At 61.5% G+C, this 19,550-nt stretch carries 15 protein-coding genes; 12 read left to right on the forward strand and 3 right to left on the reverse strand.

Annotated elements, in window-relative coordinates; translation table 11 throughout:
• The first annotated feature begins 109 nt into the window (after positions 1-109).
• From EC845_RS03430 to EC845_RS22785, 4 genes are all read left to right on the forward strand, one after another.
• A complete protein-coding gene (locus EC845_RS03430) occupies positions 110-1,138 on the forward strand; it encodes an MBL fold metallo-hydrolase (RefSeq protein ID WP_148077233.1) in 1,029 nt (342 codons plus the stop codon).
• A gap of 227 nt (positions 1,139-1,365) precedes the next feature.
• Positions 1,366-1,752 carry a nucleotide pyrophosphohydrolase gene (locus EC845_RS03435; protein ID WP_199739739.1) on the forward strand — a complete coding sequence of 129 codons (387 nt, stop codon included), beginning with the start codon at positions 1,366-1,368 and terminating at the stop codon, positions 1,750-1,752.
• Positions 1,749-3,116 (forward strand): DNA/RNA helicase domain-containing protein, encoded by a 1,368-nt coding sequence (locus tag EC845_RS22780; RefSeq protein WP_370451232.1) that lies wholly within the window; start codon positions 1,749-1,751, stop codon positions 3,114-3,116. Before EC845_RS03435 ends, EC845_RS22780 begins: the two co-directional genes overlap by 4 nt.
• Entirely contained in the window at positions 3,014-3,394 is a 381-nt protein-coding gene (locus EC845_RS22785) for a DNA/RNA helicase domain-containing protein (RefSeq protein ID WP_370451249.1), read from the forward strand. The genes EC845_RS22780 and EC845_RS22785 overlap by 103 nt, the downstream gene beginning before the upstream one ends.
• Before the next feature lie 72 nt (positions 3,395-3,466).
• On the opposite strand, the gene EC845_RS03445 is transcribed toward EC845_RS22785, so the two are convergent.
• Together EC845_RS03445 and EC845_RS03450 are read right to left on the reverse strand one after the other, a co-directional pair.
• Complete coding sequence (locus EC845_RS03445; protein WP_123295800.1) at positions 3,467-4,723, reverse strand: type II toxin-antitoxin system HipA family toxin; 1,257 nt, start codon at positions 4,721-4,723, stop codon at positions 3,467-3,469.
• Positions 4,724-4,727: 4 nt separating this feature from the next.
• Positions 4,728-5,054 carry a helix-turn-helix transcriptional regulator gene (locus EC845_RS03450; protein WP_199739713.1) on the reverse strand — a complete coding sequence of 109 codons (327 nt, stop codon included), beginning with the start codon at positions 5,052-5,054 and terminating at the stop codon, positions 4,728-4,730.
• 348 nt (positions 5,055-5,402) lie between these two features.
• Between EC845_RS03450 and EC845_RS03455 the strand changes: the two genes are divergently transcribed.
• The 8 genes from EC845_RS03455 to EC845_RS03495 all read left to right on the forward strand — a co-directional run bounded on the left by EC845_RS03455 (position 5,403) and on the right by EC845_RS03495 (position 17,264).
• Entirely contained in the window at positions 5,403-5,951 is a 549-nt protein-coding gene (locus tag EC845_RS03455) for a sigma-70 family RNA polymerase sigma factor (protein WP_123295802.1), read from the forward strand.
• Complete coding sequence (locus EC845_RS03460; protein WP_123295803.1) at positions 5,948-6,991, forward strand: FecR domain-containing protein; 1,044 nt, start codon at positions 5,948-5,950, stop codon at positions 6,989-6,991. Before EC845_RS03455 ends, EC845_RS03460 begins: the two co-directional genes overlap by 4 nt.
• Positions 6,992-7,064: 73 nt before the next feature.
• Complete coding sequence (locus EC845_RS03465; protein ID WP_123295804.1) at positions 7,065-9,932, forward strand: TonB-dependent receptor; 2,868 nt, start codon at positions 7,065-7,067, stop codon at positions 9,930-9,932.
• 132 nt (positions 9,933-10,064) lie between these two features.
• Complete coding sequence (locus EC845_RS03475; RefSeq protein WP_148077234.1) at positions 10,065-12,392, forward strand: PKD domain-containing protein; 2,328 nt, start codon at positions 10,065-10,067, stop codon at positions 12,390-12,392.
• Between the two features lie 232 nt (positions 12,393-12,624).
• Positions 12,625-13,389: a hypothetical protein gene (locus EC845_RS03480; RefSeq protein ID WP_123295807.1), complete on the forward strand. Its 765-nt coding sequence runs from the start codon at positions 12,625-12,627 to the stop codon at positions 13,387-13,389.
• 122 nt (positions 13,390-13,511) lie between these two features.
• Positions 13,512-15,083, forward strand: a complete 1,572-nt coding sequence (locus tag EC845_RS03485; RefSeq protein ID WP_123295808.1) for a surface lipoprotein assembly modifier — start codon at positions 13,512-13,514, stop codon at positions 15,081-15,083.
• 64 nt (positions 15,084-15,147) lie between these two features.
• Positions 15,148-15,795: a biliverdin-producing heme oxygenase gene (locus tag EC845_RS03490; protein WP_123295809.1), complete on the forward strand. Its 648-nt coding sequence runs from the start codon at positions 15,148-15,150 to the stop codon at positions 15,793-15,795.
• On the forward strand, positions 15,792-17,264 hold the full coding sequence (locus EC845_RS03495) for a tetratricopeptide repeat protein (RefSeq protein ID WP_123295810.1): 1,473 nt from the start codon (positions 15,792-15,794) through the stop codon (positions 17,262-17,264). The genes EC845_RS03490 and EC845_RS03495 overlap by 4 nt, the downstream gene beginning before the upstream one ends.
• Positions 17,265-17,339: 75 nt before the next feature.
• On the opposite strand, the gene EC845_RS03500 is transcribed toward EC845_RS03495, so the two are convergent.
• A complete protein-coding gene (locus EC845_RS03500) occupies positions 17,340-19,547 on the reverse strand; it encodes an OsmC domain/YcaO domain-containing protein (protein ID WP_123295811.1) in 2,208 nt (735 codons plus the stop codon).
• Between the last annotated feature and the right edge of the window lie 3 nt (positions 19,548-19,550).

Genomic DNA, 19,550 nt, shown 5'->3' on the forward strand with positions numbered 1-19,550 from the left:
CCGATCGAAAATATCGAGCCGGCGACCGATAGCCGCAAGGAGGTCATCGATGCCCTGCAGTGGGCAATTCATTCCTCCACTTCGATGAGATAAATACAGGAGCACCGATTTGTCGATTTCCCCTTCTCTTCATGCCAAGGCATGTCTTGTATTCGGAATACTTTCGTCTTTGGCCGTGGTATCTCATGCAGATACCCTAAAAAATCGGACAGCTGAAGCGTATTCGTCGGCCGGAATCAGGGACGGAAAAGACTTCCCCGGCCTGATTGATCTTTGCGATCTCTCGAAGCGTCTGATCGTCGCTGGGCAACGGGAATCCGATCCCGCACGACCTCGTCCGGAACGGTCGACACGCGAAGCCCTTCCGCCGCTGCCGCCCATGCGGGTTTTCGACAATCTTTTCTTTGTCGGCAATCGACAGGTATCGGCTTGGCTGCTGGGTACAGACAATGGGTACTTCCTGATCGACGCCATGAACTCCGATCGCCAATCGAAGTCAATCATCAGCGCTGGAATTTTGACTCTGGGATTGAACCCCGAAAAGATCAAATACATCGTCATCACGCATGGGCACGGGGATCATTACGGTGGACAAAACTACATCGCGACAACCTACGGCGCCCGTGTCGCCATGAGTGAAGCCGATTGGCAATTGCTCGAAGATCCTGCCCAACGGATCGAAAACCCGAATTGGGGACCTCGCCCGTTACGGGACATCGTCGTCAAGGATGGAGAGGTCCTTCAGATTCCCGGTACGGATATTCGAATTCTGGAGACTCCAGGCCATACACCAGGAACGATTTCCTTGATTTTTAAGGTCGATGACAAGGGCGTGCGGCACACAGCGGCCCTTTGGGGCGGCACCGGATTCAATTTTGGTCCGGATGATGTGAAACTGCGGCAATACGCTGGATCCGCTGCCCGCATGGGTGAAATCGCCGCAAAACAAGGCGTGGATGTCTTCTTGTCAAACCACCCCAACCGAGACAGTTCGATCGAAAAGATGGCACGGCTCAACAGTCGCGGTCTTAACGATCCGCATCCATTCGTCATGGGGCCGTCTGCGCTGAAGGCTTTTTCAGTGCTGGAGCAATGCGCACTGGCACAGGCTGCACGTGTGGAATCCGATACGCAGTAAGCTGAACTTCGGGTCCGGGCCAACCGCCATGCGTCACTGAGAAACTCAGGCATTCCTGCGCGGCGTGGAGGGCGCTTTTCATGGAAGCCCCCCTGATCCGCCAGCCACTCACGATGTGATGCAGGCTCGTGAAGCCCCCTCTTGTTACGCGAAGGCTTTTTGGCATGCCGAGCCCTTGGAGTCGGTCACAATATGTCCAGAAAGGGTATGACGTGGAACAGAATCTGATGGACGTCGACGGTGCAACACAAGCCCTGAGGCAATTTGCCGATGAGCGCGACTGGCAGCCATTTCACTCGCCCAAGAACCTGGTGATGGCTCTCTCCGGCGAAGTCGGCGAGCTGACCGAGATCTTCCAGTGGATGACTGAAGCCGATTCGCACACTGCCGCATCCGCGCCCCAAACGGCCAAGGCCGTACGCGACGAACTCGCCGATGTCACCCTCTACCTGATCCGACTGGCTGACGTGCTCGGGGTCGATCTCAACGCAGCCATTGCGAGCAAGCTGGCCGCCAATGCAGTCAAGTACCCCGTAGAGACATCGCGCGGCACCAGCACAAAATACGACCAGCTCCCGCAATCCTTCCGCAAACAGCCAAGCGCATCGACGTGATCCTTGCAGGGCATGCCGACGACGGCTCGCGGCGCTTGATCGTCGTTGAACTCAAGCAGTGGTCATCGGTGGATGCGACAGATCGGGATGCGATCGTTCTGCTGCGAGGCGGTAGCCGACCTGATCAAGTGCGCATCCATCCAAGCTACCAGGCTTGGTCGTACACGGCTTTCTTGGAAGGCTTTAATGAGGCTGTCTACGACGGCGGACTTCAATTGCGTCCTTGCGCATACTTGCACAACTACGCAGCCGACGGTGTCATCGATGCGCCCCTTTACCAACCGTATATCGAGCGAGCCCCTCTGTTCCTGAAGGGCGATGAAGACCGCAAGCGACTTCGCGAGTTCATCAAGCAGCACATCCGGCATGGACGAGGTCGTCAAATACTGTTCGACCTGGAGAAGGGTCGCCTGCGTCCCTCCAAGGCGCTCGCGGACGTCGTCGGCAAGTTGCTCAAGGGCAACGAAGAATTCGCATTGATCGACGATCAGAAGATGGTCTTCGAGGCAGCCAAGGCGGCGTGCCACAAAGCCAATGCTTCGAGCAAGGCTCGTGTCGTGATCATCGAAGGCGGGCCGGGGACCGGCAAGTCGGTCGTGGCAGTCAATTTGCTGGCTGCATTGCGTGAGGGTTTGACGGTCAAGTACATTTCCAAGAATGCCGCTCCGCGTGCGGTCTACAGCGACAAGCTGATCCAGACACCGGAGAACGCACATCTCGTCAATCTGTTCGGCGGATCTGGTTCGTTTACTGAGACCGAACGAGATGCCTTCGACGTCTTGGTGGTAGACGAGGCACACCGATTGACGGAGAAGAGCGGTTTCTACGGCAACCTGGGTACCCACCAGGTGAAGGAACTGATCGACGCCGCGAAGTGCAGCATCTTCTTCATCGACGAAGACCAGCGCGTGACGCTCAAGGATGTCGGTTCCAAATCGGTCATTCGCGACTTTGCCGTGGCCCGGGGAGCCGAGGTCGAGGAATATTCCTTGACCTCGCAGTTCCGCTGTGCCGGCTCCGATGGCTACCTTGCGTGGGTGGACGACGTTCTGCAGATTCGACCGACAGCCAACCACACGCTCGACGACATCCCGTTTGATTTCCAGGTGTTCGATGACCCGGCCGAGCTCCATGCGGCGATCGAGGCGACGAACGGCAACAATCGCGCGCGCGTCGTGGCCGGCTACTGCTGGCCCTGGGCTAGCAAAAAAGCCCCAAACACATGGATCTGGTTATCGGCGACTATGAACGTCAGTGGAACCTGGACCAAGATGGCAGTCTCTGGATCGTGGCACCGGAATCAGTTCAACAGGTTGGATGCATTCACACCTGCCAAGGGCTGGAAGTCGACTACGTGGGAGTGATCATCGGCCCCGACCTGGTGATGGACGGCGACACGCTGAAATCCGTTCCCAGAGCCCGTGACCGGCACGACAAGACCATGAAGGGCTTCGTGAAGATGTCCAAGGAGCAGCCCGCCGAGGCTGCGCGGCAGGCCGACATGATCATCAAAAACACGTATCGCACACTCATGACGCGGGGCATGAAGGGATGCTACGTCTATGCGACCGACGCAAGATTGGCTGATTACCTGCGGGCGCGGATGCAGGGCAGCCCTGCTTGTGACGAAAATCAGAGTTAACCCATCTCCGGCGCATTTGACATGGGTGCGCAACGCCGGTTAACTGGCTTAAAGATCGTCCGGTTGTCGAGCCTATGTCTGCATCACTCCCTGCATCCGAGCCACTTCCACACCGGTCAAGCCAAAGTGCTGCGCGACCTCCTGCCAGTCAGCCACGACACCGCGCACCTCTTGCAGCATGGCTTGCGCCTGTGCTCTTGTCAGTCGATAGAGCTCGGCGGTCTCCAGAGCAAGGGTCACATCGCCAATGGTGCTCTGCTCATTGACCGCAATCGCATGGTCCTGCTTGGACAGGCTGGGATTCACGTCGAAGGCTGGCGCGAGCCGCCAGCCGGATGCCTCGCGAATGAAACCATGATTGCGAAAATGATCGTCACGGTTGCCGACCAGAATGTTGAACAACAATCGGCGGAACAGTTGTGCCAGATCCTCGGCGACATGGCCACGGGCACCCTGGTCGCTGATGAATTCGGCCAGGTCAAGGTAGCTGCCGCCATCCTGGCCATCGCGCCGCTCCAGCAAGGTCATTGCAGAAGCGTACATGCGCCGCACTTCGCCCATCCGATCGAAGCGGCTGACACAGAACGTGCGATAGCGTTCGCTCAATGCATCCAGCCGCGCAGGCGGAACCCGGATACCTGCACGCTGCGCCAGTTGGTGCAGCACAAATTCCCAGGCCCCGACATCGTAGCGATCATCGCGCGCGGGAAACTTCGCGATCCACAGCCGCCCATCGGTATCGACGAAGTTGGCCTTGGGTCGCGCGCCGCCAAGCGACGAGCCGGGTGCCACAAGCATGGCCAACCATCGTTCGTACTCCGGCAAGTTCTCTACACCGGGCTCTTCGACCCGTCGACTGATGTAGGCAAGTTCCCGGAGATTCGTCACGGGCGGAGCAGCGTGCGGACTGTCGTCGAGGAAAGGCCCACCCCGGATGTCCCTGAAACGCAGGGCGCCCATTCGGGTTTGATCGAACACACCCAAAAGGAAGTCGATTTCCTGCTGCTTGCGCATTCGCCGTTGCTCACGGTGCGCGGTCGCAGCTTCCCTACGCTCCATGAGCACCCGGCCCCAGCGGTCTGGCGCCGAGTCCATGAAGACCCCGAACGCCGGGTAATCAACGGGCGGGTGCTGTTCGCCTCGCCACAATTCCAGGCGCGGGTCCAGCATGAACGCCAGTCCCGATTTCAGCCAGTCCGCGTCATATGCAAAGCACGCGGCAAGATCCGTCCGCATGTCATGCCTATACAGCGTACCCACGCGGTGTAGACCCCCAAGCTCTGAAGCATCGAGATGAACTTCCCATGCTTGCCGGTTGTCCTGTGCCATGCCGTTAGTTCCTGAACGCGCTGGCAGCAGTGCGCAGGCGAGGCTTCGTGATCGCCAGATCCTGCAACTTGCGACCCAGTTCGTCGTCCGCGGCGAGCAGGTCGATGTCCTTGTCTAGCCCCAACACCCTCAATGCACGCAGATAGGTGCCGATCGCGATGGTCGGATCGCCCTTCTCCATACGGCGCAGTGTCTCGCGCGACACACCCACCCGCTCGGCAAACAGCTCGGTCCGCAGCCCGCGACGCGCGCGCGCCAGCCGCACCCGTTCGCCGAACAGAGCAAGTTGTTTGAGCACTGTCGGGAACGCGGGCAATGAAGACTTAGACATAGCACATATATTAGCCAAAATGCCCATTTTTGCCAATTTAATATGGCATTTCTTGATTTTTCGGTTTTGAAGAACTGCCACATAAATTGGTCAAATCAATACTATTTGACCAATTTATGAGGCATCTATCGGCCTGAAACACGGCAAGACCGACCACAGTACAACACGAGAAATGCCCCGCCTCCGTCAAAAACGCCCTGGCCATCAAGCACTCAAGCACCCTTGATGACCCTCCCCCCGCAGAAGCCCTACACCGAGAAGTGAAAACCAATCAATTAATGATAATCAATCCCAATTGTGATATTTTGCAAACGTTTTCTCACCGATCTCGTTGGAGGCCCCCTTGTCATGACTGTCCTGAGCACTGCATGCGATCCTGTCGAAGGGCTGTACCGCTGTCATCACCATGGGCTCCTGGCATGGCTCCACCGAAAGCTCGGCAATGCAAGCCAGGCGGCCGATCTGGCTCACGAAACTTTTGTCCGTGTGCTCACCCGCGGGCCGGCCGCTCACGCCGGCCTTGCCGAGTTGCGTGAACCCGGTGCGTACCTGAGGACGATCGCCAAAGGCCTGATCGTCGACTGGTCACGCCGTCAGGTGCTCGAGCAGGCTTACCTCGATGCGCTCGCCCTTCGCCGGGAGGTCTATGCCCCCTCCCCCGAAGAAAAAGCGCTGATCCTCGAAGCCCTCGAGCTGATCGGGCGTCTCATCGACACCTTCAAGCCCAATATGCGGACGGCGTTCCTGCTCTCGCAGATCGAAGGCGTGAGCTACGCCGAAATCGCGGCGCAACTGGGCGTCACCGTCCGCACGATAGAGCGATACATTGCCGAGGGTTTGTTCAGGTGCCATTGCATGTTGCGAGATGGCGTGGTTGCAGGACAGGCGCGGCCATGAACGCCTTTGTCAGCGTGCCTTTGCGTCGACACGACGACGATCTCGAGCGGCAGGCCATCTACTGGCTGGTCAAGCTGCAGTCCCAGCCCGACAACTTCGATCTTCAGAAGCGCTGCAACGCCTGGCGGCACGAGCGGGCCGAACACGAACAGGCCTGGCAAGCGGTGCAGCAGACCTCCGGGCTGCTTCGCCAGAACATCGCGCGCCTGCCCGCCGAAGACAAGAAGACCTATGTGCACGCACTCAAGTACGCGGGCACCAATCTCGAGCGCCGCAAGAACATGGGCCGCCTCGCCGCGTTTTTTCTGGTTGCGGCACCGGTCGGCTGGTTCACCGAGCGCCATCTGCCCTGGGAAAGATGGCGGGCCGACTACGCCACCGAAACCGGGCAGCAACGGGACATCGAGCTGCCCGACGGCACGCTGTTGACCCTCAATACCGACAGCGCCGTCAGGGTCCGGTTCAGCGAGCTGCAGCGTACCGTCCTGCTCGATCGAGGGGAAGTGTTCATCCGCGCCGCAGCCGGCGGATCGTCGTCGCCCCAGCTTCCCTTGCGGGTACTGACCGATCAAGGGCTGATGGAGGCGCCGCGGGCAGACTTCGCGGTTCGACTGTTGCCTCGGCAGGCGTCGAGCCGGCTGAGTGTCCAGGACGGCACGGTGCGCATGTTCCCCGGATGGCGCGACTCGTCGATCACGCGCACGGCCACCCTGGCACAGGCCGACAGCACGTGGTTCATCACGCGCAGCGGCGTGCAAAGGCAGGGATTGGCCAATCATGGGCAGGGCTTGGATCCGTTCAGTTGGACCTCCGGAATCATGGTGGTCGACGACATGAAGCTGACGGATTTTCTGGCCGAGGTCAGCCGCTATCGGCCGGGCTATCTCGGATGGGACGACGACCTGGTGAATGTCCGTGTCTCTGGCACTTACCGGCTGGCCGACACCACGCGACTGCTCGCGCTGCTGGTGGAAGCCCTGCCGATCGAGGTCGTCACGCGCACGGCTTTGTGGGCTTACGTCAGAAGAGCTTCGAAATAATTCAGATTTTTCGATCTTTTTTTGTCGGGTTTGGCCGGCTCGTTCGGCATGTGTATGAAGAGACCCAAAAATCATGCACATACGACCAACCCTCGGCCCCTCGCCCTTTGCGCAGCGGCGCCGTCCATCTCGGGCTGCCCGTCCCAGCCGAGCGCCGACTGCCCTGCTCGGTTCGCTGACGCTTGCGATCTGTGCCTGCCTGGCCGGGCTTCCGGCCGGTGCCCAGGCGCAGACTGCGGCAGGCGGCCCGGCCGTGTCGCGCTTCGACATCCCGCCGGGCCCGCTGAGCGCGACGCTGAATCAATACGCTCGCCAGGCCGGCTTGGCACTGTCCTTCATGCCGGAGCAAGTCGAGGGCAAGACGTCTCCGGGCTTGCAGGGAAGCGCGTCGGCGCAGGCGGGTCTGACCCGCATCCTGGCCGGCACGGGCTTGGTCGCACGGTCGACCGCATCCGGGTTCGTGCTCGAGTACGGATCGCCTGCCGATCCGGGCCAGGCGTCGGGTGTCGGTCGTGAGGCCTCGGTCACGATGGGGACGGTCGAAGTCCGCGCCACCTCGCTCGAAGACGAACGCAAGGACGACGCCTGGCGCAAGGCCGGATCTTCGAGCTACCTGTCGCGCGACGACATCGAACGATCGCGCGGCACGTCGGTCGGCGACATCTTCAAGGGCACGACCGGCGTGCTGGTGGGCGAAAACCGCAACAGCGGCGGGCTCGACGTCAACATCCGCGGCATGCAGGGCCAAGGCCGCGTGCCCATCCTCGTCGACGGTGCGCGGCAAGAAACCACGGTCTACCGGGGCTACTCGGGCGTTGCCTCGCGCAGCTACATCGACCCCGACCTGATCGGCGGAATCCAGATCGACAAGGGGCCCACGCTGTCTGCGCAGGGAACGGGTGCAACCGGCGGCCTGGTCAGCATGCGCACCCTCGATGCCGACGACATCATCCGGCCCGGCCAGGATTTCGGCATCCGCCTGCGCGGCACGGCGATCGGCAACAACAGCGGTTCGCCCGTCGAAGCCGGCACACCGGCAGGTCTTTACACCGGCGGCACCTTTGGCGCCAACCCGGTCTACCGCACCGACTGCGCCACGGCCAGCCTGTGCTCGGGCAGCCATGCGCTGCCCACCGAATGGGGCTACCCCGAGGGCATGGATCGCCCCTCCACGCTCCAGCCCAAGAGCTGGGCCGGCAGCCTCGCCGCGGCCAAGCGCTGGGAAAAGATCGACCTGGTCGGCGCCTACGCCGAGCGCCATCAGGGCAACTATTACGCCGGCACGCACGGCCCCAGCGCATGGGTCGACACATCCGACACCGTGCGGACGCCCTTCTACACCGCGGTCTATCCCACCGTGCAGGGGGCATCGGTTTTTCAGGCGGGCGAACGCATTCCGGGCACCAACTTCGAAAGCAAGACCGGCCTGCTCAAGGGCAAGACCTATCTGCCGAACGACCAGGAGCTGGAGCTGAGCTATCTGCGCTACAGCAGCGAATACAGCGAGATCATGCCGTCGCAGATCACCCGCTTCGCCAACTTCTATCCCGTCTCGCAGCCGCGCAACAGCGAAGTCACGGTCGACACCTACGTCAGCCGCTACCGCTGGAATCCCGAAGACAACCCGCTGATGGATCTGCGCGCCAATCTGTGGCGCACCCACACCCGATCGACCAACAACAGCCCCAGCGACACCGAACCCGATCTCTACAACAACGAACGCCAGACCTACAACCGCACCGGCCTGGATCTGGAAAACACCTCGAGCTTCAGGCACGGCCAATGGGGCGAGAGTCAACTGCGCTACGGCGTGTCGGGCCAATGGGAGGACATGAAAAGCACGCCCCTGACGCTCAACACGCCGAGCGCCGCGCTATCGGCCGGCCATGCGGGCGACCGCGACGAGTACAGCGCCTTCGCCGCCTGGCAGTACAAGCCGATTTCGACGGTGATTCTGGATGCCGGTTTGCGCTACGCACGGTTCAAGTCGAACGACGACCGCGATGTCGTTCTCGCCGATACCACCAGCCCGTCGTGCACCGACAGCAACGGCGACGGCGCCTGCGACCCCATCCCCAACAGCAACAAGAAAAGCGGCACGGCACCGGTGGCCAGCATCAGTTGGGAGCCCGGCAACCGCGGCCTGCAGTTCTACGGCCGTTATGCCGAGGCCTACCGCATGCCCAGCCTGTTCGAAAGCACCCAGGGCTTCTCGGTCACGGCCCAGCCCGATGTCATCCTCAAGCCCGAGCACACCCGCAACAAGGAAATCGGCGCCAACTACCTGAAAGACGGCCTTTTCACCAGCACAGACAAACTGCGCCTGAAATTCGCGTACTTCCGCAATCACACCAAAGACTATCTGACCCGCACCACCGCCAATCTGTGGGAGAGCGGCGGCAGCGAAAGCTCGGCCTCCAACGCCCTGGTGATGCGCAACATCGACGGTGCCACCTTCAACGGTCTGGAGTTCTCGGGCTCCTACGATCTCGGCTGGGCATTCACCGAGTTCGGCGCCACCAAGTACAACGAAATCGAGATCTGCCACACCGGCAGCTATCGCGTCAAAGCCTGCAACGACTACGGCATCGCCGGCAGCTACGTCAACAACATGGTGCCGCCCAACTGGCACGGCAACTTCACGCTCGGCACCCGGCTGTTCCAGCAACGCCTGACCCTGGGCCTGCGCGCCATCTTCATGGGGCAGCGCACCAACACGCCGCAGTACAACGACGACACCTCGCGCAGCTTCCTGCCCGTGGTGCCGTGGCATTCGTACAAGGTGTTCGATTTCTTCGCCAGCTACGAGGCCAGCGAGAACGTCAGCGTCGACTTCAACCTCGACAACTTCACCGACCGCTACTACCTCGACTCGCTGGGCCTGGGACTGATCCCCGCACCCGGCCGCACGGCGCGCCTGAGCGTCACCCTGCGTTATTGATGCCCCCATCGCTGTCGGATCGCTGCCTGGCGCAAACGGCACATGAGCATCCGATTTTTTGTCGATCTTTCATCGCAGACCGGCCGGAAACAAACCCCGGCCGGCCCCATCACCCCAGGAGGGCCAGACATCATGCAACCTTTATTCCGTAACTTCATGGCAGGGCTGGTCAGCGCCAGCGCCTTGCTGCTCGTCGCCTGCGGCGGCGGTGGGGGCGGCGACGAAACCACCACGGTCATCACCCCGCCTTCGGCCGTCGCCACGGCCGATGCAAGCAGTGTGAACATCGGCACGGCCGTGACCCTCGACGGCAGTGCCAGCACGACGCCCAACGGCGGGAGCCTGAGCTACGAATGGTCGCTCTCGACCGTCCCCAACGGCAGCACGGCCACGCTGTCCAGCACCACGGACGCCAAACCCACCTTCACGCCCGACCGCCCGGGCACCTACGTGGCCACCCTGCAAGTCGTCGACAGCAAGGCCAGCGCAACGGCCACCGTCCGAATCGCAGCGACCACCGACGTGCCCGTTGCCATCGTCGCCAATGCCACCCAGAGCGTGACGCGCGGCACCACCGTCACCCTGGACGGCAGCGGCAGCGTCGCGCCCACCGGCGCCCTCGCCAGCAGCCTGACCTACCAATGGACGCTGACCGAACGCCCCGACGGCGATGCGAGTTCGCTGAGCAACGCCACCCGCGCAGTGGCCACCTTCCTGCCCACGACGGTCGGCATCTTCCGCGCCTCGCTGGTCGTCAGCCAGGGCGAGAAGGTCAGCGAAGCAGCCCTGGCCACCATCACGGTCGGCAGCACCAACAGTGCGCCGGTCATTTCGCTGAGCTATCCCACCACCATCGAACGCGGCCAGACCGTCGTGCTCGACGGCAGCGGCACCACCGATGCGGACGGCGACGCCCTGCACTACCGCTGGGCCTTCCCTGCCTACCGCGACAACAGCGCTCTGGTGAAGCCTTACGGTTCGACCGCCACCCTCAGCAACGCCAACACGGCGCGGGCCACCTTTGTGCCGGACGCGGTCGGCACCTACTACATCGACTTCACCGTCTACGACGACAACATCGCCGCCACCCAGCGGATCAGCATCGTCGTGACCCAACCTGCCGGCGCCGTCAACACCGCACCGGTGGCCGTCATCGGCCCCGTCACCGGCGTGTTCGAATGCGAGATCGCCGCCTACTGCAGCGCCACCAGCACCCGTTCGTATGACGTCGATGGCGACACCCTCACGCGGAAGTGGACCTACTGGAACACGGCCTCGCCCGAGAACCAACTCACCGTCACCGGCAACACCCTGGTGCTGACCTCGGGCACCGCCGCGACTTATCAGGTGCAGCTCGTCGTCTCCGACGGCGCCCAGGAAAGCGTCGCTGCAAGCGCCACCTACACCATCAAGACCGGCGCGAACAGAGCGCCCGTCGCCAGCGGCGTCACGACCACCCTCTCCAGAGTGATGGTCGGCGACAGCATCAGATTCACCGGCACCGGCACCGATGGCAACGGCGATCGGCTCGACTACCTGTGGACCTTGGTCGACCGTCCGGACGGCAGCACCGCGACGCTGCAGAACGCCGGTACCGCCAGTTCGGAGCCCTACGTCGTAGCCGACAAGCCCGGTCTCTACGCCATCCAGATGCAACTGCGCGATTCCAATGGCGGAGTCAGCACAGTCGCGAACGCCCTATCGAATGCCAGTGTCTTCGCCAAGCGCGTCAACCAGGCGCCAGTGGCGTCGAGTTTGAAGATCAATGGATCGTCGGTCGCAGGCAAGACGGACCAGCCTTTCATCCTGAGTGCTTCCGACGGCGCAGTTTATCTTCAAGGCACGACGGCGACCTATTTCGATCCCGACCTGGACAGCCCGCTTTTTTACACATTCACCATCACCCGGCAACCGGCAGGCAGCCAACTCACCGACCACTCGTCGCAAGACTCGATCACGGCGACAGACGGCACCAAGACGGCCTATTACTCGGCATCGACTTCTCAGACCAAGACCATGGGTGATTACGAGATGCAATTCATGGTGAGCGACTACATCGCTTACTCGGACACCCAAACGGCTACTTTCTCGGTTGTCGGGCGGGCCAACTACCCCAGTCTTCTGCTGGAAAGCGGGGTTTCCCCCGCCGTCACCCAAAAATTCTTCCCGCTCGAAAGCACCTCGCGGCACAGCGGGGCGACCGATCTGGTGAACGCGCGGACATTCTCTTTGACAGCCTTTGACCGTGACTACACCATCGTCGATCTCGCGGCGAGGACGACGACCAGCGGCAGCACGGCAACACCGTCGTTCAGCGGACTATCGAATGGTCAAGTCATCAGGCGAGGGGAAACCGTGACCTTCACGACTGAAGGCCAAGCTGCCCATACGAGTTATTACTTCCGCGTCGCCGAAAAAGAAGGCTGGGATTTCTCGATCGCCTTCACCGAAGAACAGTAAACAAAAAACGGGTATTTATATTCACCTTTCAGGCATGCGGACGATTCCGCATGCGGGGTTATCTTTTGCCAAAAAATGAATAACTCGACCAGCGATATGGATAAATAAATTTCTTGCGCCGCATCCGGAATCACGCCACGATGAAACCGTCTAATCCCCATGTCGTCACGACAAAGGAAAGACATCCCAAACCCTCTCGTGCATATGCACACATCTTCAGGAGTATTTCGACATGAAAAAGACTTTGATGTTCGCCGCCTTGCTGGCCGCCGGTTTTGCCCAAGCTCAAACCGTCGTCAGCGACACGACCGATCCATCGAACAACATCGTGTATGTGGGCGCCTCGGACGTGAATGCAGGCCCCCATACCTCGGGCAAGCCGGGTGTCGGCGTGGTGGCAGGTGAAATCATCAACCTGGGCGGCATTCTGGCCTACACCAACACGAACAACCCCACGTCGTACGGCGGCTACAGCTTTGCCAAATACCAGCTCAACGGCTACAGCCATGTGGAAGACGGCGGCACCATCAGCACCAATTTCAACTGGTTCAAGGTGCCGGCGATCACCCAGGAAGTGTATTTCGGCATCGCGACCGAAGGTGCAGGAACCAGCAGTGCACACGCCGGCTTCGCCGTGGGCGACCAGACCGGCTTCGTCGTTCCCAGCACCGCCACCACCTATGCAACGGCTGGCCTCCTGGCACTCGATGGCAGCGCGACCATCACCACCCTGCAGGGTGATCTGACGCTGGCAGCCGGGTACGGTTCGCTGACGGGCACGCTGTCTGGTTCCGGCTATGCACTTGGAATTTCTGCCGCCAGTTCCAGCACAGGCACGTTCTCGGGCAGCTCGAGCCTGAGCGGCAACGGCGCCAGCGGCACGGGCAACTCCAGCGGTCATTTCTACAGCAGCGGCACGACCAGTGCCATTGCCGGCGTCGCCAACGGCACCAGTGGCACCAGCTATGTCGCAGGCTTCGGCGGTGTGGCCAAGTAAGCCCGGTTTTCTCTAGAAATCCCGGCTGAATCACGTGCCTCATTTCCCCATGTGTCGCGTGATTTCCAGAACCTGCCTGCGGGCAGGTTCTTTCATTTAGGCTATTCATCGCCTCTCGCACCATGTTTTTTCTGCGCCATTCCGTTTTCCGTTCCTCAGGTGGATCTCGCTCGGCCTCGTCGACAGCGATGGCCATCGGCGCCACATGGATCGCCTTCAGCTTGCTTTCATGGGCCCACGCACAGACCGGAACGGCGCCCCAACCGCCCGCCATCGACATTCCCAACACCAGTGTCTTTCAAAACCAGCAGGACACTGCTGACCGGTTATGGCAAAACAACCAAAGCCGTGTCCAGCAATCCAACAAGATCGACACACCGACCGAAACCTCGCGGCGTGCAGGCAGCAGTTATGAATCCGCCCTGCGGGCATTGACGCAAAACCCCAAAGACCGCCTGCAGCAGTTGAGCCTGGAAGTCCTGAATGCCGTCAACCGTCAGGATTGGTTCGGGGCCGACCGCTTGCTTCGTATTTATGCACGCGATCCTCAGCACGATCCATCGCTGTTCGATTTTGTCGAGGCCAGCCATGACGCCGCAAAGGGAGATTACGAGGCGGCCATCGAAAGTTACCGCAAGGTCGTGCAGGCCAGCCCGGGGTTCACACGCAGTGAAATCGATCTGGGCCGTACATTGTTTGTCGACAACCAATTGCGCGAGGCGCAGGACGTCTTCAAGCGGCTCCAGGCGCAGGCCTTGCCGCCCGTCATCGGACGCCATATTCAGGAATACACCACGGCCCTTGAAAACCGCACCCGGCCGCAATTCTCCCTGACCCTGGCTTGGGCTCGCGAAGACAACCTGAACAACGCCAACACCGTCGTCAATCCATGCGCACTGAACTGGAACGGTGCCTGTTTCCAGAACAATCCCGGAAAAAAAGTCGGCGACAGCGGGGTCTACTTCGAGGCCAGCATCAACAAGCTCTGGCCCATCTCCGGCCACCACGGCGTGGTGCTGCGCAGCCTGAACTACGGCAATCACTACGCCAACCAGGACAGCTACGACAACCTGGCATCGGTCAACTACCTCGGCTACCAGTACAGCTCGGCCCGCACGCAATTCCAGTTGCTGCCCTCTTTCGAATATGACCGCGAAGGCCGCTACACCGCCTATCGCGCGGCCGGCATACGCGCCAGCTGGCGTCAGCAACTGAGCCGCCGCTTTCAACTGGAGGCCAGCCTCGATTACAAGCACCGCGACTTCAGCTCGCATTTCGGCTATCTGCAGGGCGACCTGCGGGGTGTCGGCCTGTTCGGCAGCTACGCGCTGCGGCCCGACTGGGTGCTGTACGCCAATCTGCTGTATCGCGAAAGCGATGCCCAGAACCGTGTGTTTGCCTACGGCGAGCGGATCGCCCGGATTGGCGTCTTCAAGGCTTTCGGCAACCGGTTCACGGTCAACCTCGCCTACGGCTACCGCCAGAAACGTGCAGAAGAAACCTATGCGTTCTTCGGAAAACGCCAGCGCGACCACGAGCGCAGCGTCTACCTCAACGTCACCGCGCCGCGCTGGGCCTGGCAAGGCTTCACGCCGATGCTGACCTACGAATACCGCAACAACCGCAGCAGCATTCCGCACGCCTACGACTACGAAAAGAACCGCATCACCCTGGGTTTCAACAAGACGTTCTGACGCCGCTCGCGCTCGTTCGCTTTGTCCCCTTGGCGTCCCTTTTTCTTCCTTGTCCGTTCATACCATGACACATCCCACACCTTCCGCCGCTTCATCCGCAGCGGCTTTGTCCGCCACCTCGAGCCGTCGCGCCCGGCTCAAAAACGCCACCCGCGATATCCACGAACGGCTGGACAAACGCATCATGGATTTCCAGCCTTTTGCCGACCGAGAGCGTTACACGGCTTTCCTGCAGACCCAATACGCACTGCACCGCGACGTGCAGGCGCTGTTTGTCGACCCAGCGCTCAACGCGCTGCTGCCCCAGTTGGCCGAACGCAGCCGACTGGCGCTGATCGAGCAGGACCTGCATGACCTCGGCGCCGCGCCGCCGTCCGATCAGCCTGCGCCGTCGTTCACCTTCGCCGCGCAACATCACGTGCCCACCGCACTGGGGTGGCTCTACACCGTCGAGGGCTCCAACATCGGGGCCGCGTTTCTGCTGAAAGCGGCCGGCAGGCTGGGACTGGACGGCCGTCTCGGCGCTCGCCATCTGGCACCGCATGCCGATGGACGGGCCGCACACTGGCGCGACTTCATTGCGCAACTGGATGACGTGCAACTGTCGCCCGAAGAGGAAAGCCACGTCGACGCCGGCGCACGAGCCGCGTTTGCTGCCGCCCTGACGCATGTCGAGCGGCATTGCAAGGCATCCCGGCAGGCCGGCCGATGAGACACGACCCCACCGCGCGGGCTTGCACACGGCTTCGTCTCGCGCATTCTTCTGCGTCACCGCTGAGTTGGCTGGGTCCCACCCTGCTCGTCGCGAGCCTGGCCTTGTTCTCGGCAACCGCGGCCGGCGCGCCGGGCAAGGCCCAGGCCAAGGCCCCGGTCGATGTCATGCAGGTCTGGCAACGGCACTACGATCAAGCCCAGCAGGCCTATCGCGCCGGCGACTGGCCGCAGGCCGAGCAATCGGCACGTTCTGCGCTCGAGCAGGCCCGTGCCGGCCAGGGACAGAACCAGTCGTTTGTGGCCAGCAGCCTCAATCTGCTGGCCCTCATCCGCCAGAAGCAAGGCCACGACGGCGAAGCCGCCGATCTGCTGCGCCAGGCCCTGAGCACCAGCCAAAGCGGCCAGGGACTTGAAGCCAATACCGCCGCATTGGCGCTCAATCTGGGGCGGGCGCTGGAATCGTCGGGCCCGCCTTCACAGGCGATCGATGCCTACCGGCAGGCGCTGGACACTGCGGATCGGGTGCCTGCCAATGCCAATGCCAATGCCAATGCCAATGCCGACGCCGACGCCGACGCCGAAGTCACGGCTGTGCGGCGGCAAGCGCTTCAGGCACTCGGCAGACTGTATGCCGACCAGGGGCAGCCGTCCGAGGCCGCGCGCTACAACCAGCGTCTGCTGCAATCCGCCCCAGGCGAGCTGCCCCCCGCCCTGCGGGCCGATGCGCTGGAGCAGCAGGCGCAGTTCGAACAAAGCCAGGGCCAGCTCGATGCCGCGCGGCGTTCGCTGCAAGAGGCGCTGCGCCAGCGTGAAAGCCGGCAACCGGTCGATGACGCAGCGCTTCTGCGCACCCTCTCCAGTCTGGCCAGCGTGCTGGGCCAGGCCGGTCTGTACGACGAGGCTGCACCCCTGCATCGACGGGCGGTGACGCTGCTCGAAGCCCAAGGTGAACGCGATTCGGCCTTGGCCAGTCACTTGAACGAACTCGGCCTGTGGCACCTGCAGCGCAAGGCGTACACGCAGGCCGAAGCCCTCATGGCGCAAGCGCTTGCGATCGTGGAGGAAAAAAACGCCCTGAGCCTGGAGACCGCCCGCATCGTGGCCAATCTGGCCCAGATGAACGAAGCCAGGCAGAACGCCGAGCCGGCCCTGGCCCTGTTCCGCAAGGCCTTGGGCATCTACGAATCGCATGGCGACGTGCCCGAGGCCTTGCTGGGCCAGGCGCAGGCGCTGAACTTCATGGCCGGGCAGGACTACCGCCGGCGGCGTTTCGCCCAGGCCGAACAACAGTTCCTGCGCGCGCTGGCCCTGACCGAGCGGGCCGATGGGCCGCAGTCGCCCCGCCTTCTGCCCCTGCTCGACAACCTGGTGGCGCTCTACCGCAGCCAGCAGCGCGAGGTGCAGGCCGCGCCGTACGCGATCAAGGCCGAGCAGATCAGACAGCTGGAACCCAAGGCCGTGTATTGACCTGCCACCGGCTCACACAGGTCTTGAACATGAAGACCGAGACCCGATGAGCCGGACGATCGACCCCCATCGAGATCACGCGTTGGCGGCTTGCTTCGCTGCAGCGCGCGCCGTGTGCAGTTTCTTGTAGCTGTCCATCAGGCGATGATGCCTGTCGAGGCCTTCCAGTTTCATGCTGGTCGGCGTGAGTCCAAAAAAACGCACGCTGCCGTCGACCGATCCGATGACCGCGTCCATGCGCGGGTCGCCGAACATGCGGCGAAAGTTGACGACGTAATCGTCCAGATCCATGTCGTCGTCCAGCACCACCTCGAGCACGGCACTCAAGGCCTGATAGAACAGCCCCCGATCGACCGTGTTGTCGTTGTATTGCAGGAAAGCGCCCACGAGCTCTTGTGTTTCGTCGAACTGCTTGAGCGCGAGACGAATCAACAGCTTCAACTCCAGCACGGTCAACTGCCCCCAGACCGTGTTCTCGTCGAACTCGATGCCGATCAGCGTGGCGATGTCGCCGTACTCGTCGAGCTCGTTGTTCTCCAGGCGCTCGAGCAAAGCCGTCAGGCCGGCATCGTCCAGGCGATGCAGATTCAGAACATCGGCCCGGAACAGCAGCGCCTTGTTGGTGTTGTCCCATACCAGGTCTTCCACCGGATAGACCTCCGAGTAACCCGGCACCAGGATTCTGCAGGCCGTCGCACCCAATTGGTCGTACACCGCCACGTACGCTTCTTTCCCCATCTCTTCGAGAATGCCGAACAAGCCGGCCGCTTCGTCGGCGTTCGAGGATTCGCCCTGGCCGGAAAAATCCCACTCCACAAATTCGAAGTCGGACTTGGCGCTGAAGAAACGCCAGGACACCAGACCGCTGGAATCGATGAAATGCTCGACGAAGTTATAGGGCTCGTTCACCGCATGGCTGTTGAAAGTGGGCCGCGGCAGATCGTTCAGTCCCTCGAAACTGCGGCCTTGCAACAACTCGGTCAGACTGCGTTCCAGCGCCACCTCCAGGCTGGGATGGGCGCCGAACGAGGCAAACACGCCGCCGGTTCGCGGATTCATCAACGTGACGCACATCACGGGATACTGCCCGCCCAACGATGCATCCTTTACCAGCACCGGAAAGCCCTGCTCCTCCAAGCCCTTGATGCCGGCCAGAATGCCGGGGTACTTCGCCAGCACGTCTGCAGGTACGTCGGGCAACGCGATCTCTTCGCTCAGAATCTCCCGCTTCACTGCACGCTCGAAGATTTCGGACAGGCACTGCACCTGGGCTTCGGCCAGCGTATTGCCCGCACTCATGCCGTTGCTGACGTACAGGTTCTCGACCAGGTTGGACGGAAAATACACCGTCTCGCCGTCCGAATGGCGCACAAACGGCAGCGAACAGAGGCCGCGCTGCACATTGCCTGAATTGGTGTCGTAGAGGTGCGAGGCCCGCAACTCGTTTTCGGGATCGTAGATGGGCAGGCAGTAGTCATCGAGAATTTCTGCCGGCAACGCATCGTCAGGCCCCGGCTTGAACCAGCGTTCGTTCGGATCATGCACGAAGGGGGCATCGGCAAGGTCTTCACCCCAGAACTGGCCCGCATAGAAGTGGTTGCAGTTGATGCGCTCGATATATTCACCCAAGGCCGACGCCAATGCACTTTCCTTGGTCGAACCCTTGCCGTTGGTGAAACACATGGGCGAATGGGCATCGCGAATATGCAAAGACCACACGTTGGGAATGATGTTGCGCCAGGATGCGATTTCAATCTTGATGCCCAGATTCGCCAGCACACCCGACATATTGGCGATGGTCTGCTCCAGAGGCAGATCCTTGCCGGTGATATAGGTGCTTGCACCGGCTTCCGAATTCACCGTCAGCAGCGCCTGGGCGTCGGCATCCAGATTCTGGACTTCCTCGATCACGAACTCGGGCCCGGCTTGCACCACCTTCTTCACAGTGCAACGTTCGATCGAGCGCAGAATGCCCTGGCGATCCTTGGCCGAGATATCCGCCGGCAGCTCGACCTGAATCTTGAAGATCTGCTGGTATCTGTTCTCGGGATCGACAATATTGTTCTGCGACAGACGGATATTTTCTGTGGGGATATTGCGAGTCACGCAATACAGCTTCACAAAATAAGCCGCGCACAAGGCCGAAGAGGCGAGAAAATAATCGAAAGGCCCCGGCGCCGAGCCGTCGCCCTTGTAGCGGATAGGCTGATCGGCCACCACCGTAAAATCATCGAACTTGGCTTCAAGCCGCAGCTTATCGAGAAAATTGACCTTGATTTCCATGGA

The sequence above is a fragment of the Comamonas sp. BIGb0124 genome (assembly GCF_003752175.1).
In the GTDB taxonomy this organism is placed as follows: Bacteria; Pseudomonadota; Gammaproteobacteria; order Burkholderiales; family Burkholderiaceae_C; genus Comamonas_F.

Excerpts from the sequence above, each read along its gene's own strand:
- EC845_RS03435 (WP_199739739.1), top strand. The coding sequence starts at position 1,366 with ATGGACGTCGACGGTGCAACACAAGCCCTGAGGCAATTTGCCGATGAG.
- EC845_RS03445 (WP_123295800.1), bottom strand. The coding sequence starts at position 4,723 with ATGGCACAGGACAACCGGCAAGCATGGGAAGTTCATCTCGATGCTTCA.
- EC845_RS03450 (WP_199739713.1), bottom strand. The coding sequence starts at position 5,054 with ATGTCTAAGTCTTCATTGCCCGCGTTCCCGACAGTGCTCAAACAACTT.
- EC845_RS03455 (WP_123295802.1), top strand. The coding sequence starts at position 5,403 with ATGACTGTCCTGAGCACTGCATGCGATCCTGTCGAAGGGCTGTACCGC.
- EC845_RS03460 (WP_123295803.1), top strand. The coding sequence starts at position 5,948 with ATGAACGCCTTTGTCAGCGTGCCTTTGCGTCGACACGACGACGATCTC.
- EC845_RS03465 (WP_123295804.1), top strand. The coding sequence starts at position 7,065 with ATGCACATACGACCAACCCTCGGCCCCTCGCCCTTTGCGCAGCGGCGC.
- EC845_RS03475 (WP_148077234.1), top strand. The coding sequence starts at position 10,065 with ATGCAACCTTTATTCCGTAACTTCATGGCAGGGCTGGTCAGCGCCAGC.
- EC845_RS03480 (WP_123295807.1), top strand. The coding sequence starts at position 12,625 with ATGAAAAAGACTTTGATGTTCGCCGCCTTGCTGGCCGCCGGTTTTGCC.
- EC845_RS03485 (WP_123295808.1), top strand. The coding sequence starts at position 13,512 with ATGTTTTTTCTGCGCCATTCCGTTTTCCGTTCCTCAGGTGGATCTCGC.
- EC845_RS03490 (WP_123295809.1), top strand. The coding sequence starts at position 15,148 with ATGACACATCCCACACCTTCCGCCGCTTCATCCGCAGCGGCTTTGTCC.
- EC845_RS03495 (WP_123295810.1), top strand. The coding sequence starts at position 15,792 with ATGAGACACGACCCCACCGCGCGGGCTTGCACACGGCTTCGTCTCGCG.
- EC845_RS03500 (WP_123295811.1), bottom strand. The coding sequence starts at position 19,547 with ATGGAAATCAAGGTCAATTTTCTCGATAAGCTGCGGCTTGAAGCCAAG.